Genomic DNA, 14,510 nt, shown 5'->3' on the forward strand with positions numbered 1-14,510 from the left:
AATGCGACCTTTCTCGTATCAAAGGGCAACAGACCCTGCCGTGGCCGTGCAGGCGCTCAGCGCCGCCGCGGCCGCGAACGATGCGCTGACCAAGGCTGCAGCGCAGCCGCTTGCGGGCGGTACCACGTTGATCGACTTGATGAAGCTCGACGTGATGCGGCCGACCGCGATCGTCGACATCAATCCGCTTGCGGATGGCTGGTCGGCAATCGACCCGGGCAACGACGGCTTGCGGCTCGGTGCTCTCGCGAAGATGTCGGATGTCGCCGCGCATGAGGAGATCCAGCGCCACTACCCGGTGATCGCAAATTCGCTGAAGCTCGCCGCGAGCGCCCAGCTGCGCAATATGGCGACGCTCGGCGGCAATGTGATGCAGCGGACCCGTTGCAGCTATTTCCGCGATGTCTCCTACGAGAATTGCAACAAGCGCAATCCCGGCTCCGGCTGTGCCGCCATGGACGGCGTCAACCGCATGCATGCCGTGCTCGGCGCGTCCGATCAATGCATTGCGACCTATCCCGGCGATTTTGCCCAGGCCCTGGTCGCGCTGGACGCAATGGTCGAGATCACCGGCAGATCCGGTACGCGCAACATGCCGTTCTCAGAGTTACACAAGGCGCCCGGCAATACGCCCGACATCGAGACAACGCTTCGGCCGGGCGAGCTGATCTCGGCCTTCTCCATCTCCGGCCGCTGGCCGCGTTCGGTGTACCTGAAGGCGCGCGACCGGCAATCCTATGAGTTCGCGCTGTCGTCGGCTGCGGTCGCGCTCGACGTACGGGAGGGCACGGTCAGGGACGCGCGGATCGCCCTTGGTGGCGTCGCCACCGTGCCCTGGCGCGCGCGCGAGGCGGAGGCGGTGTTGAAGGGGCAGAAGTTCGATGACGGCCTGGCGCAGCGCGTCGCGGATGCCGCCTTCGCAGACGCCAGGGGCCGTCGGCACAACAGCTTCAAGATCGCGCTCGGCAAGCGCGTAGTGGCGCGCGCGCTTCAGCAGGCCGTAACGATGGAGATCTGATCATGACCGCTGCAGCTCCCGAGCCGAAGGTGAATATGGGCCAGCCGGTGCCGCGCTATGATGCGGCCGCAAAAGTCACGGGGCGGGCGACCTATGCGTCCGACATGCCGCTGGACAATCCGGCTTTTGCATTCCTGGTCACCAGTGCGATCGCCAAGGGTCGCATCGACGGTTTCGATCTCGATGACGCCAAGCGTGTCCGCGGCGTGATCGACATCGTCACCCACGAGAACGCCCCGAAGCTGAAGGAGTCGAAGCTGTTCAGCAATGGCGGCTATGCGGGCACGACGATCCAGCCGCTGAAGTCGGCCGATATCGCCCATGACGGCCAGATCATCGCTGTCGTCGTCGCGGAAAGTTATGAGGCTGCGCGCGAGGCAGCCAACCGGGTCAAAGTCAGCTACACCGCCACGGCGCCGAGTGCGACTTTCGACTCGCCCGGCACCACCACGGCGGCTGCGAAGGGGCAGAGTGCCCAGTTCAAGGAAGACCCCGAGGTCGGCGATTTCGCCAAGGCGTTCGACACGGCCGAGGTCAAGCTGACCGCCTCCTACGAGACGCCGACACAGCATCACAATCCGATGGAGCTGTTCTCGACGAGCTGCGTGTGGATGGGCGACAACCTCGTCATCTATGAGGGTAGCCAGTTCGTCTACGGCCTGAAGAACGGCGTTGCCGAGCAGCTCGGCATCGACGCCGACAAGGTGCGCGTGGTCAATCCCTATGTCGGCGGCGGCTTCGGCTCGCGCGGCTCGATGACGCCGCGGACCGCCATCATCGCCGGCATTGCCAAACGCCTGAACCGACCGATCAAGCTGGTCCCGACCCGCGACCAGGGGTTTACCATCACGACGCATCGCGCCGAGACCAGGCACGAGATCAAGCTTGGCGCCAGTCGGGACGGCAAACTGCTCGCTTTGAGGCATGAGGGGGCTGAAGTCTCCTCGCGTCCCGACGCCTATTGCGTCGGCGGCACCAAGACGACGGCGCGGCTCTATGCCTGTCCGAACGTCGCCAGCCTGGTGTCGATCGTGCGTGCCGATCGCAACACCCCCGGCTTCATGCGCTCGCCACCGGAAGTGCCGTATCTGTTCGCGCTGGAGAGCGCGATGGACGAGCTCGCGGTGAAACTGAATATGGATCCGGTCGAGCTTCGCCGCATCAACGACACCACAAACGAGCCGATCGGCGGCAAGCCCTATTCGTCGCGCTCGCTGATGGCCTGTTTCGACGAGGCCGCCAAGGCATTCGGCTGGGCGCAGCGCTCACCACAGCCGAAATCGATGTCGGACGGCGAGTGGTTGATCGGCTATGGCTGTGCCGCCACCTGCTATCCGACGCAGATGGCGCCGTCTGCTGCGCGCGTGCGCCTGCAGCGTGACGGCCGTACCCGGGTCGAGATCGCTGGCCACGAGATCGGCACCGGTGCCTACACGGTGATCGCCCAGACCGCGACCGAGCGGCTCGGCGTGCCCCTCGAGAAAGTCGCCGTCTTCATGGGTGACAGCGATCTGCCCCCGGCGCCGGTTGCCGGCGGATCGAACTCGACCGCGAGCACCTGCTCGGCGGTGATGATGGTGTGTGATCAGATTCGCCAGCGCCTGTTCAAGGCCGTGATGCCTGACAGTCTCACAGACAAGGCCAAAGAGACCGTTGGCATCAGCCAGGCGCCGGCGACCCAAGCCGCCAAGAGCGATCGTCCGCTCGATATCGAAAAGGCGTTCAATGCCCTCGGCGTCGGCGTGGTCGAGGAATATGGCGAGTGGAAGCCGGAAGGTGCGCCGCTCGATTCGTTCAAGGCCATGCACAGCGGGCAGGTGCGGATCGTGGGCGGTCACGCGATGAAAGACCAGATCGCCTATGCCTTCGGCGCGGAGTTCGTTGAGGTCCGCATCAATCGCTTCACGCACGAGATCCGCTGCCCCCGTCTGGTCGGGGCCTTCGCCGGCGGCCGCATCATGAACCCGCGCACGGCGCGCAGCCAGCTGATGGGCGGCCTGATCTGGGGCATGTCGTCGGCGCTGTTGGAGGCCACGGAAATCGACGAGCGCAATGCGCGCTACGTCAACGACAATCTTGCCGACTACCTCGTGCCGGTGAATGCGGACGTCCCGGGCGTCGAGGTGATCATGCTCTCGGAGCAGGACGATCATATCAACCCGGCGGGCGTCAAAGGGCTCGGCGAGCTCGCCAATGTCGGCACCAATGCTGCGATCTGCAACGCGATCCACCACGCCACCGGCCAGCGCATCCGCAAGCTCCCGGTCCGGCTGGAAAATATCGAGGTCTGAGGGGTGGAAACCCTATCCGCGTTGCGCTAGACACCTTCCGCCTCAAACGGAAGGTGCCTTATGCAGCGTTTCCAGCGCGCGCTCCTCACCCTGATGTCGGCACTCGCGATCACGGTGATCGCGAGCGTGTCGCATTTCGTTTCCACCACGGCCTCGGCCCAGACCGCAGGAAAGACCATGACCACAGCTTCAGGCTTGCAGATCATCGACTCCACCGTCGGCACCGGTGCTTCGCCCCAGGCTGGCCAGATCTGCGTGATGCACTATACCGGCTGGCTTTATGAGAACGGCCAGAAGGGCAAGAAATTCGATAGCTCCGTCGATCGCAAGGAGCCGTTCGAATTCCCCATCGGCAAGGGCCGCGTCATCGCCGGCTGGGACGAGGGCGTTGCCTCCATGAAGGTTGGCGGCAAGCGCACGCTGATCATCCCGCCGCAGCTCGGCTACGGCGCCCGCGGTGCCGGCGGCGTGATCCCGCCGAACGCAACGCTGATGTTCGACGTGGAATTGCTCGCGGTGAAGTGAACTGACTTCTCCACGTCGTCATGCCCGGGCTTGTCCCGGGCATCCACGATCTTCGTGCTGCGAGGCCAAGTCGTGGATGGCCGGGACAAGCCCGGCCATGACGGAGAGAGCAGTCCAAACAAAAAGACCGGCCTTTCGGCCGGTCTTTTCGTTCTCAAGCTTGCTCGCGCGTCACTCCGTCGCGCGCTTTGCCGCTGCCGCGGCGCGATCCATCGCTTCCTTCGCGGCGTCCTTCGCATCGCCCATGGCCTGCTGGCCCTTGCCCTTCACTTCCTGGACCGCGCCTTCGCCCTTCATCCGGTCGGAACCGGTGGCTTCACCGATGCCTTGCTTGGCCTTGCCGATGGCTTCGTTGGCGTTGCCCTTGATCTTGTCGGTCGTGCTACCCATGAAACTCTCCTTCCATCCTGTTCGCAAAGACAACCTCCCGCAGCTACGAGGGTTCCGATTTTGGTATGGCTCGCGGGTGCAGCTTCGGGTTAGTTTGCCGCGCACGGAACCAACAGAAAGCAAGTCCCATGACCGGCCATGATCATTCGCACTCCCACCATGACCACGATCACGACGATCGCTGGAAACATGACGGCGTGCGCGTCATTCCCAGTAACCAGCTCGACACCAACGTGCCCTCGACGGCAGGCATGGACCGCGCGGCCGCGATCAATTTCGCGCGCGTCGGCGCGCAGAAACTGTGGGCCGGCACCGTCAGCATCAAGCCGGACGCCAAGACCGGCGCGCATCATCACGGTCATCTCGAAAGCGTCATCTATGTCGTGAAGGGCAAGGCGCGGATGCGCTGGGGCGAGAGCCTGCAATTCACCGCGGAGGCAGGCCCCGGCGATTTCATTTTCGTCCCACCTTACGTGCCGCACCAGGAGATCAACGCCAGTCCCGACGAGGTGCTGGAATGCGTGCTGGTGCGCAGCGATGGCGAGGCGGTGGCGATCAACCTCGACATCGAGCCGATCGAGAAGCCCGAAACGGTGTTGTGGATCGACCCGGTGCACCGGGATCCGAACGAGAAGAAGTAAGGCTGCCTCAAGGGGCGGGGTTCGGTGCGACAGAACCTCGCAGCCGGGGTCCGAAAAAATAGTCGGAAAGCCGTGTCGGATGGCGGCTTGGCCGTCCGTCCTTGGGCAGAACCCGCCCAAGGAGCTTCCGATGCCCAAGATGATCTTCGTCAACCTGCCGGTGACCGACCTCAAGCGCGCGACCGCCTTTTACGAGGCGATCGGCGCGATCAAGAACCCTCAATTCTGCGACGACACGGCGAGCTGCATGGTCTTTTCCGAGACCATCTTCGCCATGCTGCTGACCCACGACAAATTCCGTCAGTTCACGCCGAAGCCGATCGCGGATGCCAAGACCTCGAATCAAGTCCTGTTCTGCCTGTCCGCGGACAGCCGCAGCGAGGTCGACGATATCGTCGGTAAGGCCGAGGCTGCGGGCGGCGTGGCTGATCCCAGCCCGAAGGACGAATACAGCTTCATGTACGGCCGCAGCTTCGAGGATCTCGATGGCCACATGTGGGGTGTGAACTGGATGGATCTCGCGGCTGCCCCTCCGCAGCCCGAGATGGCGACTGCCTGATCCAAACCCGGAAGATCTGAAGAGGAGCCTCCACGATGTCCAAGCTCGTGCCCTGCATGTGGTTCAACGGCGATGCCGAGGACGCTGCAAAATTCTACGTTTCTCTCGTGCCAAATTCGGCGATCACGCATGTTCAGCGTAATGTTTCGGACGGTCCCTCCGGCAAGGAAGGCTCCGTGCTCGTCGTCGAGTTCACTGTGGCCGGCCAGCCGCTGGTCGCGCTCAACGGCGGGATGAAGATGGAATATACCCATGCCATCTCGCTGATGATTCATTGCGACGACCAGGCGCAGGTCGATCACGTCTGGAATGCGTTCCTGGCCCATGGCGGCAAGGAAGAGCAATGCGGCTGGCTCAGGGATCGCTGGGGCGTGGCGTGGCAGGTGGTGCCGAAAGTGATGTTCGAATTTCTGTCGAGCCCGGACAAGGCTGCCGCCGCGCGCGCGATGCAGGCCATGATGAAGATGGTGAAGCTGGACGTTGACGTGCTGCGCCGGGCCTTCGAGGGCAAGTCGGCGGCGTAGTGCAGACGCGCTCGCGACACGATCAGTATCGTAGGGTGGGCAAAGGCGCTCTTGCGCCGTGCCCACCATCCGTCTCCGGTTGAGAGGTGGTGGGCACGCTTCGCCTTGCCCACCTACGAGATTATTACCTTGGCGACGCGCCTCAGTAATTGATCCTCAGCCCCACGCCGCCGTGGATGGTGTTGCCGACCGGCTGCGGGCCCAGCGTGCCGTTGGCGAAGAGATCCACGACCCAACCCTTTTGCACGCGGAAGCCGAGGCGGCCGCCATATTCGAACCAGCCCTGGTTGCCCATGGTCGGCACCACCACGCCGTTGCCGGTCACGGTCGCGACGATGCCGCTGTGGCTCGCAAACGACTGCACCCAGCCGCCGTTGATGTTGGCCTCGATGTTGCTGCCGTAGAGATGCGTCCACTGGCCGCCGATCTTGACCAGGCTGGTGCGGTCGGTGCCGGTCGCGATGGTGGCGTCGAACGGATTGAAGGCCACCGTGCTGTCGGTATAGCCCGACACGCGCTGCCAGAGCTGCCAGACCTCGATCGAAGCTGCGACCTCGTCGCGCGGCGACACGCGGCTCATCCAGCCGGCGCGGCCGTAGACCGCATAGTTCGAGGCGTTGGTGGAGCTGGTCACGCTCACCGGACCGAGACTGGTGTTGTAGCTGCGGGTGTAGCGCGCCTTCTCCCACGGCGTCAGGATCGTTCCGACGTCGAAGAACGGGCGCGAGGAGCCCCAATCGGTGAAGTCGTAGCGCAGCGCGAACGCACCGATCGGCGCGCTCGTGATCTTGTAACCGCCTTCGTTGTAGTGCGTGTAGGCGATGCCGGCGAGCAGCGACAGATTGTTGGTCAGCTCCTTGCGGCCGTGGATGCCGGCCGAGAACGAGCCGGCCGAGCCGAACGCGCTGATGCAATCGCTGCAATTGACCTGCTCGTTGACGCCGAGCAGCACCGTGCCGAGTACCCGGTTGGTGATCATCTGGTTGAAGCGCTGGCCCGCGAGGCCGCCGATCGAATTGCCGCTGGAATCGGCGCCGGTGGGTCCCGACGGCGGAGGATACGGGCTCGGCGAAGGCGACGGATAGGGGCTCGGCGATGGGGAGGGCGTAGGAGTGGGTGACGGATACGGTGACGGAGAATAGGTCGGGGACGGATTGGGATTCGGTTCACCGCACCCGGACTCGCACTCCGCCGCCTGCGCAGCCGCCGGGCGGGCATTCAATGCGACAAGCGCAAACGCCGCGGTTGCGGTCAGCACAGCGGCAAGGATGAGGCGCCTGACGTTGAACTTCGCCATCGTCAGCGCCCGCAGAGCATGCCGTCGTCCTGGACGGCGGGCGTGATGGTCGGCGAGGCGCCGGCGTACTGGTTCACCGCGCACAACCCGGCGCTCGCTGCGCAGTTGGCGGCGAAGGTCCAGGGCGGCGTATTGGACTTGGTGATGCTCACCTTGCCGCCGGTCGAGGTGATGATCGCGGTGTCGCCAGGCTGAGTGAGTTGCACGCATTGGGAGCTCGTCGTGCAGACGCTGGCCGCGCCGTCCTGAAGCACGACGACGGAGCGCCCGCGCTGCGAGAGGATGTCGAGCGTGGTGCCGCGCACGCCGATGGTCGCAAGCGGCGTCGTGATCTTGTAGGCGGTCTTGGCGGAATGTCCGGTGACGAAACGGAATGCGCCGGTGGTCATGCGGATGGCGATGTCGCGATAGCTGTGCTCGTCGTTGAAGACGGTGCGGTCGAGCTTGAGCGTGGCGCTCGGCCCGAGCGACAGATTGGTGCTGTCGGCCATCACGAAGCGCGCTGCGCTGTCGGCGCCGGTGCGCACGGTCTCGTCGCGCAGCATGCTGTCGCCGACGCTGATCGGTATCGTGGTCGCGGCCACGCGAACCACGTCGTTCTGGATCACGACGGCTTCGCCGACGCGCGTCTGCGCCAGCGCGCAAGGCGCCGCACATAATGCGGCCGACAACAAGGTGGGGAAAAGCCAGAAACGCAAATTCATTTTCGCAACCGATCGATATGTCCCTGATCGTACCGGATCGCGCATGCTTGCGATGTGGCGAATTTATCACAAGCAGCGCGGGACGTGCGCTATGCTTAGTGACAGTTGCGGCAGAATGCGTTCAATGAAAATCGCGATCTCTTTTTTTGTCCGCGGTGACGCAAATTTGCCACGCAAAACATCCCCACAGCAGCCCCTTGAACCGTCCGCAGTTCCCAAGATGTCGCGGAGCACAGTCATTGCTGTCGCAATCTTCCTGGTCGCTCATCTCGCGCTGCTGATCGGCCTGACGACGCCGGAGAAATTCGTCTTCGACGAGGTGCACTACGTGCCGGCGGCGCGGCAGATGCTGGCACCGGCGATGTCGCAGCCGATGCTCAATCCGATGCACCCGCCGCTGGGAAAAGAGCTGATCGCGGCCTCGATCGCGGCGTTTGGCGACAACGCGCTCGGCTGGCGCTATCCCGCGACATTGTTCGGCGCATTGGCGATCGTCGCGATCTATCTGTGCGGCCTCGCGCTGTTCTCCGCGCAAGGGCCTGCGATTGCCGCCGCGCTGATCGCCGGGTTGAACCAGATGCTGTACGTGCAGGCGCGCATCGCCATGCTCGATATCTTTGCGCTCGGCCTCAGTCTGCTCGCGATCGCAGCCTTCATGCATGGTTTTCGACGAGAGCGGCCGCAGGCGCTGTTCGCGCTTGCCGGCGGCCTGTTCGGTCTGGCCGCAGCCTGCAAATGGAGCGGCCTGTTTCCGCTCGGCGTCTGCATCGTCATCGTTGCGGTGATCCGTCTGATGCAGGGCTGGCGAACACTGTTCGCCGACGCGAAGCCGGACGACTGGTATCGGCCGGATCTCTGGTCCGGCTTGAAGCTGCATCATGTCGCGCTGTGCTTCGCCGTCTTGCCAGGCGTGGCTTACCTTGCCGCCTTCGTTCCGCTCTACGGCCTGTCGCTGCCGGACCTGATCGAGGCGCAGCGCCGGATCTTCGCCGACAACACGACGACCGCGATTGCCGGCCACACCTATATGAGTTCGTGGCCGTCCTGGCCGCTGCTCGCCCGTCCCGTCTGGTTCCTGTTCGACAAGAGCGCGGAGGACAACGTCGCCGCGATTGTCTTTCTCGGCAATCCGCTGGTGCTGTGGCCGGCGCTGGTTGCGCTCACTGTGGTGCTGCGCGACTTCATCGTGGCGCGGCGCTGGGATGCCTTCCTGATCGCGGCGTTCTATTTCGGGCCCTGGCTCGCCTGGGCGCTGCTGCCGCGCACACTCGGCTTCATCTACTATTACCTGCCGGCCGCGACCGCGGCGTCGCTCGCGCTGGTCTATGTGCTGCGCCGGCAGGGGCTGCCGCGCTGGCTGCTGTGGGCCTATGTCGGCGTCGCCGCAGCCGGCTTTACGGTCATGCTGCCGGTTTCCGCAGCCTTCGTCGGCACCTCCATGCGGACCTTCGGCCGGCTGATGCTGTTCCAGAGCTGGATATGACAACGCCGCCTGCCGGGGCGGCAGGCGGCGAGTTTTGCGTTGGCGATCAATTCCGGATCATTTCGACGCGGTTTTGGTGTCCATGTTCACGACCTGGACGCGGCGGTTGATCGGGTCAGCGCCGTTGGCGGTGTCCTTCAGCTTGGTCTCGCCGTAACCGACGGTGACGACATCGGTGCCGTTCAGACCGTAGTTCTGCACCAAATACTTCTTGATGGTGTCGGCGCGCCGCTCGGAGAGCCCCTGATTGTACTCTTCGCCACCGGTCGCGTCGGTATGGCCGGCGACCACGAAGGTCGAGCCCTTGAGCGCCGGATCCGACAGGGCCTTGCCGAGCGCCTGCACCGAGGCCATCGAGGTCTTGGCGATGTCGGCCGAGTTGTAGTCGAACTGGATCTCCAGGTCGATCTTCGGCTTGGTCGCGGCGAGCTCGGCGATCTGCTCGCGCTCGCCGGTTGAGAGCGACCGGGTCGAGCGGTTGCGTACGGTGTTCAGGAAGGTCGCTTCCTTGGCCTGCACGGCCGTGTCGGCCTGCGGACCGACGGACAGGCCGCGGGTCGCCGGCTTCGGCTTCAGTGCATCCAGGATCTTGTCGGTGGAGACGTTGTTGTCGCCGGCCATGGCCAAGCCCGCCGTCATCGACAGGGCGGCGGTGAGAGTCATCGCCTTCAGTCCAAAGAACTTATCAAAACGGGTCATTGTCATATCCTCGGTGTTACGCCTGATAGCGATTTGATGCTGCGAGCCTAGGGCAGGTTCAAAGAGCTTGATGTGATCTTGGTCACATCCAAGGCCGCCGAGCCGAGGTCACCCTGATCTGCCGCGATCACTGCTTCGAACCCGGCCCGTGGGTTTTTCGGAAACCCGCGTGCACCGATCGTCGCAAAGGCGTCGCCGAGCGGCCCGCGCGCGAACAAGAATTCGTCCAGATGCCCGCCTAGCACGTTTCAATCATTCAACAATTCGTCCGTGACCGGGAGCTGAGTTCCATCCAGTGCCGAGGCCGACCGACTACCAACGTGACAACCAGTTCTATCGAAGCGGCCCGCCGGATCGGCCAGTGCACCTGAACTCGATGCCCATCTATATCGGCGCAGCCATGATTGCGGTGGCGATCCTGCTGTCGACGCTGATTACGGGGATGACCTCCCGCTATGTTGGCCTCGAGGGGCCGACCGAGGAAAACATCTGGCTGGTCGATCGTCTCACCGGCAACGTCTATCGCTGCCAGTCGGAGGGGCGCGGCAAGGCGTCGTGCGAGCCGGATGTCGCGACGGGCAGCGTCGGGGAGCGCCCAAAAGCCGCACGCTAATAGTGGGCTGGCACTGCAGCGCAGCAACGAAAATGTCTTCTCCCTGAAAACTTGTCACTGAAGAATGGCTCTCGTGTTGGCCGGCATGGCGCCGGTTTTGTTCTACGGAGGAGACATTCGATGAAGATGTTGCTTTCGGCCGTTCTGCTCGCCGCATTCGCGGCCTCGCCGGCTTCTGCGGCAAAGATGCAACCCTGTACCGGCGAGGCGATCGGCAAATCGATGACCGCGATGGGAACCGTGGATTCGCCCGCCAAACAGGCGATGGCGAAGGAAATGGCTGCAGCCAACACCGAGATGAGCAAAGGCAACATGCGTGGCGCCTGCAAGCACTACATCAAGGCGCAGAAGATGAGCGCGAAATAGTTGAGCGTCGATTGACCGACCGCGCTGTCAGCAGATGGCAGCGCGGTTTTCTTGCATCTTTTGTTTGCCCCAGCGAATCCCGCTACATTGCTTCCCGCAATGTCCCGCGCTCCAAAACCGCTCTCCCTCACCATGACACAGGCCCGGCAGATCTGGCTGCACGCCCAGCGGCTGGATGAGCGCGCCCCGTTCGGCGACGGAGCGCAGGCCGTCGCCGACGCGGTAGCTCATCTCGGCTATGTGCAGATCGACACCATCAACGTCATCGAGCGCTGCCATCACCATATCCTGTTCAGCCGTATCCCGTCGTACCGCCGCGCCGATCTGCGTCACGCCCAGAGCGTCGACAAACGCGTGTTCGAATACTGGACGCACGCGCTCTCTTACGTTCCGGCTGACGACTTCCGCTTCTTCTTGCCGGCGATGCGCGAGCATCGCCGCGAGGGGCACAAATGGTTCGCCTCGGTGAAGCCGGCCGACACGCGCAAGGTGATGCGGTTGGTGCGTGCCGGTCCGCTGACGATCCGCGACATCGAGGACGACGTGCTCACCGAGAAGGAGCACCTGTGGCAGAGCCGCAAGCCTTCGAAGCGGGCGTTGCAGCTTGCCTTCTATACCGGCGCCGTGACCATCAGCGAGCGGCAGGGTATGCTCAAGACTTACGAGCTGATGACACGTCATTTCGGCTGGGACAAGCTGCCGAGGCCCGCCTCGTCAAGGGAGATCACGGCCTATCTGCTCGACCGCGCATTGCGCTCGCAAGGGGTGGTGAGCCTCGATTCGATCTGTCATCTCGATGCGCCGCGCAAGAAGGCGGTCGCGAGCCTGATCGCCGCGCGCGTCCGCCGCGGCGAGCTCGTGCCGATCGCGCTCGAGGGCGCCGGCAAGCAGGAGCATTGGGCCTTCCCCGCCGCGCTCGAGCCGCATGAGGTGTCGCCCGACCTCGTCCACATCCTCTCGCCGTTCGATCCCCTGATCATCCAGCGCAAGCGCACCAATCTCATCTTCGGTTACAACCACCTGTTCGAGGCCTATGTGCCGAAGGCCAAACGCAAGCTCGGCTATTTTGCGCTGCCGGTGCTGGTCGGCGACGAGATCGTCGCTGCGCTCGACCTGAAGACGGATCGGCAGGCCAACAAGCTCTTGATGCAGAAATGGACCTGGGTCGGGCAGGGGAAGAAGACGGCAGGGCGCAAGGAGATCAAGCGCGTGATCGAGGACGAGCTTGATCGCTTCGAGCGGTTTCAGCTGGCGGAGTGAGTTGCAAAACACCGGTCTCGTAGGGTGGGCAAAGGCGCGAAGCGGTGTGCCCACCAGTTCTCGTCACGAGATGTCGTTGGTGGGCACGCTTCGCTTTGCCCAACCTACGAAACCGCGCGTCTCGGCGAGCCGATCGATCCAAACGCCGAACACAATCCCGAGCGCGTAAGCCACCAAATTCCACAGCGAGAAGATGCGCCCGAGCAGCAGCGCGCCGGCCGTCGTCAGCCGGAATGCATCGAGCCATGGCGTGTGAATCAGCCGGGAGAATTCCACGACGATCGCGATGATCGCCGCGATGGCTGCGAGTTGGCTGCGTGACAGCCGCGGCAGCAAAACCCCGGCCAGCAGAAACACCATCGTGGCCCACAATAGCGAGCCGCCATACTTCACGACGAATGCAGGCAGGCCGAGTGGAAAGCCGTACCAGCGCAGGGACAGCCCGCAGACGATCACCGCGAGGGCGAGGGTGGCGCGGATCAGCGATGTCCGTAACGGCGCAACAGGTTTATCCGGCTGCGCTGCGCGCATTGCTCGCTCCATTGACTCTTTGCCCGCGATGCTCAAAACCGCCAACCAGCCCACAAAAAGCAACAACCCGGGGGAAGCCATGAGCCAGTCCACCACCTATGCCGGTTCCGCCGGCGGTGCCAAGAATGCCAAGAGCGAAATCGAGACGTCGACGATTCGCGCAATCTCCTGGCGCCTGATTCCGTTCCTGGTGCTGGCCTACTTCTTCTCCTATCTCGACCGCGTCAATCTCGGCTTCGCCGCGCTGACCATGAATGCGGAGCTGAAGTTCACGCCCCTGATCTTCTCCTGGGGCGCCGGCATCTTCTTCATCGGCTATTTCATCTTCGAGGTGCCGAGCAATCTGGCGCTGGAGAAGTTCGGCGCCAGCCGCTGGATCGCCCGCATCATGGTGACCTGGGGCATCATCTCCGCGCTGATGGCGCTCGTCAGCGGCGTGACGAGCTTCTACGTCCTGCGCTTCCTGCTCGGTGTCGCCGAGGCCGGCTTCTTCCCTGGCATCATCCTCTATCTCACCTACTGGTATCCGGCCGAATACCGCGCCCGCTTCCTTGCGGCCTTCGCGATCGCCGTGCCGGTCTCGACCGTGATCGGTGCGCCGGTCTCGGGCCTGCTGCTCGGGCTCGACGGCATGATGGGCCTGAGGGGCTGGCAGTGGCTGTTCATCATCGAGGGCATCCCGTCCGTGCTGCTCGGCGTCGTCACCTGGTTCTATCTCACCGACAAGCCGGAGAAGGCGGATTGGCTGTCGGGCGAGCAGAAGGCGTGGCTCAAGGCGAAGCTCGATTCGGAGATCGCCGCCAAGCAGGCGGTGAAGCATTTCTCGCTCGGCGAAGCGCTGTCCTCGCCCAAGGTGATCGCGCTCAGCCTGATCTATTTTGGCTTCGTCGGGGCGCTCTACGGCATGCAGTTCTGGCTGCCGCAGATCGTCAAGGCGTTCGGGCTGACCAATGCGCAGACCGGCTTCGTCACCGCGATCCCGTATCTGTTCGGCACCATCGCGATGATTCTGTGGGCGCGACATTCGGATGCGACGCGCGAGCGCGTGATGCATGTCGGTGCGCCGCTGCTGCTCACCGCCGTCGCGCTCGCCCTCTCCAGCTATCTCACCGATCCCACCATGACGATGGTGGTGCTGACAGTTGCCGCGATCGGCGTGTTCTGCTGCTTCGGTGTGTTCTGGACCCTGCCGACCGCCTGGCTCTCCGGCACCGCGGCCGCCGGTGGCATTGCCCTGATCAACTCGATCGGCAACCTCGCCGGCTTCGGCGGGCCGTACCTGATCGGCTGGGTCAAGGAAGCCACGGGGCAGACCTCAACCGGTCTGCTGGTGCTCGCCGTGCTGCCCCTGCTTGCCGGCATCCTGGTGTTCGTGGGCGGCCATGACACCAAGCACGAGTTTGCCGAGCAGGGGCGGTGAGGCGAGTTTCGTAGAGGTGGGCAAAGGCGCGCCCTTCGCGCGCCGTGCCCACGAAGTTTCCGGGCGTCGATAGACGCGGTGGGCACGCGCCGCTTTGCCCACCCTTGTATTAGGGCGATCGATTATATTGAGCCGTTCCGTGAGGAATGGCCCAGCCCGGGTGGCCGCCCGAGCTGGGTCGCCGTTCGA

The 14,510-nt window shown here is 63.9% G+C and carries 17 protein-coding genes; 11 read left to right on the top strand and 6 right to left on the bottom strand.

The genetic code is table 11. The features are described from left to right. Nucleotide 1 precedes the first annotated feature (1 nt). From IVA81_RS13720 to IVA81_RS13730, 3 genes are read left to right on the top strand one after another with little or no spacing between them, the layout of a single operon-like run. Nucleotides 2-1,018, top strand: a complete 1,017-nt coding sequence (locus tag IVA81_RS13720) for a xanthine dehydrogenase family protein subunit M (RefSeq protein ID WP_247318352.1) — start codon at nucleotides 2-4, stop codon at nucleotides 1,016-1,018. 2 nt (nucleotides 1,019-1,020) lie between these two features. Then, nucleotides 1,021-3,309: a xanthine dehydrogenase family protein molybdopterin-binding subunit gene (locus IVA81_RS13725; RefSeq protein ID WP_247318355.1), complete on the top strand. Its 2,289-nt coding sequence runs from the start codon at nucleotides 1,021-1,023 to the stop codon at nucleotides 3,307-3,309. Between the two features lie 60 nt (nucleotides 3,310-3,369). Further along, nucleotides 3,370-3,834, top strand: coding sequence for an FKBP-type peptidyl-prolyl cis-trans isomerase (locus IVA81_RS13730; protein WP_247318358.1), 465 nt, complete (start codon nucleotides 3,370-3,372; stop codon nucleotides 3,832-3,834). 171 nt (nucleotides 3,835-4,005) lie between these two features. Here the strand turns inward: IVA81_RS13730 and IVA81_RS13735 are convergent, their stop codons facing one another. Then, on the bottom strand, nucleotides 4,006-4,224 hold the full coding sequence (locus tag IVA81_RS13735) for a CsbD family protein (protein WP_246927548.1): 219 nt from the start codon (nucleotides 4,222-4,224) through the stop codon (nucleotides 4,006-4,008). A 128-nt stretch (nucleotides 4,225-4,352) separates the two neighbouring features. Between IVA81_RS13735 and IVA81_RS13740 the strand changes: the two genes are divergently transcribed. From IVA81_RS13740 to IVA81_RS13750, 3 genes are all read left to right on the top strand, one after another. After that, nucleotides 4,353-4,865, top strand: coding sequence for a cupin domain-containing protein (locus IVA81_RS13740; RefSeq protein WP_247318360.1), 513 nt, complete (start codon nucleotides 4,353-4,355; stop codon nucleotides 4,863-4,865). A gap of 130 nt (nucleotides 4,866-4,995) precedes the next feature. Beyond that, entirely contained in the window at nucleotides 4,996-5,424 is a 429-nt protein-coding gene (locus IVA81_RS13745) for a VOC family protein (protein ID WP_247318363.1), read from the top strand. A gap of 35 nt (nucleotides 5,425-5,459) precedes the next feature. Continuing rightward, nucleotides 5,460-5,948 (top strand): VOC family protein, encoded by a 489-nt coding sequence (locus IVA81_RS13750; RefSeq protein ID WP_247318366.1) that lies wholly within the window; start codon nucleotides 5,460-5,462, stop codon nucleotides 5,946-5,948. A gap of 142 nt (nucleotides 5,949-6,090) precedes the next feature. On the opposite strand, the gene IVA81_RS13755 is transcribed toward IVA81_RS13750, so the two are convergent. Beyond that, nucleotides 6,091-7,245 carry a hypothetical protein gene (locus tag IVA81_RS13755; protein ID WP_247318369.1) on the bottom strand — a complete coding sequence of 385 codons (1,155 nt, stop codon included), beginning with the start codon at nucleotides 7,243-7,245 and terminating at the stop codon, nucleotides 6,091-6,093. 2 nt (nucleotides 7,246-7,247) lie between these two features. Next, the gene (locus IVA81_RS13760) at nucleotides 7,248-7,949 is read right to left on the bottom strand and encodes a FecR family protein (RefSeq protein WP_247318387.1); all 702 of its coding nucleotides are present in this window, start codon (nucleotides 7,947-7,949) and stop codon (nucleotides 7,248-7,250) included. A gap of 52 nt (nucleotides 7,950-8,001) precedes the next feature. Between IVA81_RS13760 and IVA81_RS13765 the strand changes: the two genes are divergently transcribed. After that, entirely contained in the window at nucleotides 8,002-9,432 is a 1,431-nt protein-coding gene (locus IVA81_RS13765; protein WP_247318390.1) for a glycosyltransferase family 39 protein, read from the top strand. Between the two features lie 57 nt (nucleotides 9,433-9,489). Here IVA81_RS13765 and IVA81_RS13770 read toward each other — a convergent pair whose 3' ends face one another. Beyond that, the gene (locus IVA81_RS13770; RefSeq protein WP_247318393.1) at nucleotides 9,490-10,131 is read right to left on the bottom strand and encodes an OmpA family protein; all 642 of its coding nucleotides are present in this window, start codon (nucleotides 10,129-10,131) and stop codon (nucleotides 9,490-9,492) included. A gap of 47 nt (nucleotides 10,132-10,178) precedes the next feature. Further along, on the bottom strand, nucleotides 10,179-10,349 hold the full coding sequence (locus IVA81_RS13775; protein ID WP_247318395.1) for a hypothetical protein: 171 nt from the start codon (nucleotides 10,347-10,349) through the stop codon (nucleotides 10,179-10,181). A gap of 158 nt (nucleotides 10,350-10,507) precedes the next feature. Here IVA81_RS13775 and IVA81_RS13780 point away from each other — a divergent pair, with 158 nt between their 5' ends. From IVA81_RS13780 to IVA81_RS13790, 3 genes are all read left to right on the top strand, one after another. Next, entirely contained in the window at nucleotides 10,508-10,744 is a 237-nt protein-coding gene (locus IVA81_RS13780) for a hypothetical protein (RefSeq protein WP_247318431.1), read from the top strand. Nucleotides 10,745-10,864: 120 nt separating this feature from the next. After that, the gene (locus IVA81_RS13785) at nucleotides 10,865-11,110 is read left to right on the top strand and encodes a hypothetical protein (protein WP_247318413.1); all 246 of its coding nucleotides are present in this window, start codon (nucleotides 10,865-10,867) and stop codon (nucleotides 11,108-11,110) included. A 99-nt stretch (nucleotides 11,111-11,209) separates the two neighbouring features. Then, on the top strand, nucleotides 11,210-12,370 hold the full coding sequence (locus IVA81_RS13790) for a crosslink repair DNA glycosylase YcaQ family protein (protein WP_247318416.1): 1,161 nt from the start codon (nucleotides 11,210-11,212) through the stop codon (nucleotides 12,368-12,370). 63 nt (nucleotides 12,371-12,433) lie between these two features. Here IVA81_RS13790 and IVA81_RS13795 read toward each other — a convergent pair whose 3' ends face one another. Then, nucleotides 12,434-12,901 (bottom strand): DUF2809 domain-containing protein, encoded by a 468-nt coding sequence (locus tag IVA81_RS13795; RefSeq protein WP_247318434.1) that lies wholly within the window; start codon nucleotides 12,899-12,901, stop codon nucleotides 12,434-12,436. 79 nt (nucleotides 12,902-12,980) lie between these two features. Between IVA81_RS13795 and IVA81_RS13800 the strand changes: the two genes are divergently transcribed. Continuing rightward, nucleotides 12,981-14,321 carry an MFS transporter gene (locus IVA81_RS13800; protein WP_247318419.1) on the top strand — a complete coding sequence of 447 codons (1,341 nt, stop codon included), beginning with the start codon at nucleotides 12,981-12,983 and terminating at the stop codon, nucleotides 14,319-14,321. Nucleotides 14,322-14,510: the final 189 nt, after the last annotated feature.

The sequence above is a fragment of the Bradyrhizobium sp. 141 genome, assembly GCF_023074055.1.
Classification (GTDB): Bacteria; Pseudomonadota; Alphaproteobacteria; order Rhizobiales; family Xanthobacteraceae; genus Bradyrhizobium.

What these genes read in the sequence shown, in the direction of transcription:
- IVA81_RS13720 (WP_247318352.1), top strand. Translation starts at nt 2, where the DNA reads ATGCGACCTTTCTCGTATCAAAGGGCAACAGACCCTGCCGTGGCCGTG.
- IVA81_RS13795 (WP_247318434.1), bottom strand. Translation starts at nt 12,901, where the DNA reads ATGCGCGCAGCGCAGCCGGATAAACCTGTTGCGCCGTTACGGACATCG.
- IVA81_RS13790 (WP_247318416.1), top strand. Translation starts at nt 11,210, where the DNA reads ATGTCCCGCGCTCCAAAACCGCTCTCCCTCACCATGACACAGGCCCGG.
- IVA81_RS13770 (WP_247318393.1), bottom strand. Translation starts at nt 10,131, where the DNA reads ATGACCCGTTTTGATAAGTTCTTTGGACTGAAGGCGATGACTCTCACC.
- IVA81_RS13740 (WP_247318360.1), top strand. Translation starts at nt 4,353, where the DNA reads ATGACCGGCCATGATCATTCGCACTCCCACCATGACCACGATCACGAC.
- IVA81_RS13750 (WP_247318366.1), top strand. Translation starts at nt 5,460, where the DNA reads ATGTCCAAGCTCGTGCCCTGCATGTGGTTCAACGGCGATGCCGAGGAC.
- IVA81_RS13725 (WP_247318355.1), top strand. Translation starts at nt 1,021, where the DNA reads ATGACCGCTGCAGCTCCCGAGCCGAAGGTGAATATGGGCCAGCCGGTG.
- IVA81_RS13760 (WP_247318387.1), bottom strand. Translation starts at nt 7,949, where the DNA reads ATGAATTTGCGTTTCTGGCTTTTCCCCACCTTGTTGTCGGCCGCATTA.
- IVA81_RS13730 (WP_247318358.1), top strand. Translation starts at nt 3,370, where the DNA reads ATGCAGCGTTTCCAGCGCGCGCTCCTCACCCTGATGTCGGCACTCGCG.
- IVA81_RS13745 (WP_247318363.1), top strand. Translation starts at nt 4,996, where the DNA reads ATGCCCAAGATGATCTTCGTCAACCTGCCGGTGACCGACCTCAAGCGC.
- IVA81_RS13755 (WP_247318369.1), bottom strand. Translation starts at nt 7,245, where the DNA reads ATGGCGAAGTTCAACGTCAGGCGCCTCATCCTTGCCGCTGTGCTGACC.
- IVA81_RS13800 (WP_247318419.1), top strand. Translation starts at nt 12,981, where the DNA reads ATGAGCCAGTCCACCACCTATGCCGGTTCCGCCGGCGGTGCCAAGAAT.
- IVA81_RS13735 (WP_246927548.1), bottom strand. Translation starts at nt 4,224, where the DNA reads ATGGGTAGCACGACCGACAAGATCAAGGGCAACGCCAACGAAGCCATC.
- IVA81_RS13785 (WP_247318413.1), top strand. Translation starts at nt 10,865, where the DNA reads ATGAAGATGTTGCTTTCGGCCGTTCTGCTCGCCGCATTCGCGGCCTCG.
- IVA81_RS13780 (WP_247318431.1), top strand. Translation starts at nt 10,508, where the DNA reads ATGCCCATCTATATCGGCGCAGCCATGATTGCGGTGGCGATCCTGCTG.
- IVA81_RS13765 (WP_247318390.1), top strand. Translation starts at nt 8,002, where the DNA reads ATGTGGCGAATTTATCACAAGCAGCGCGGGACGTGCGCTATGCTTAGT.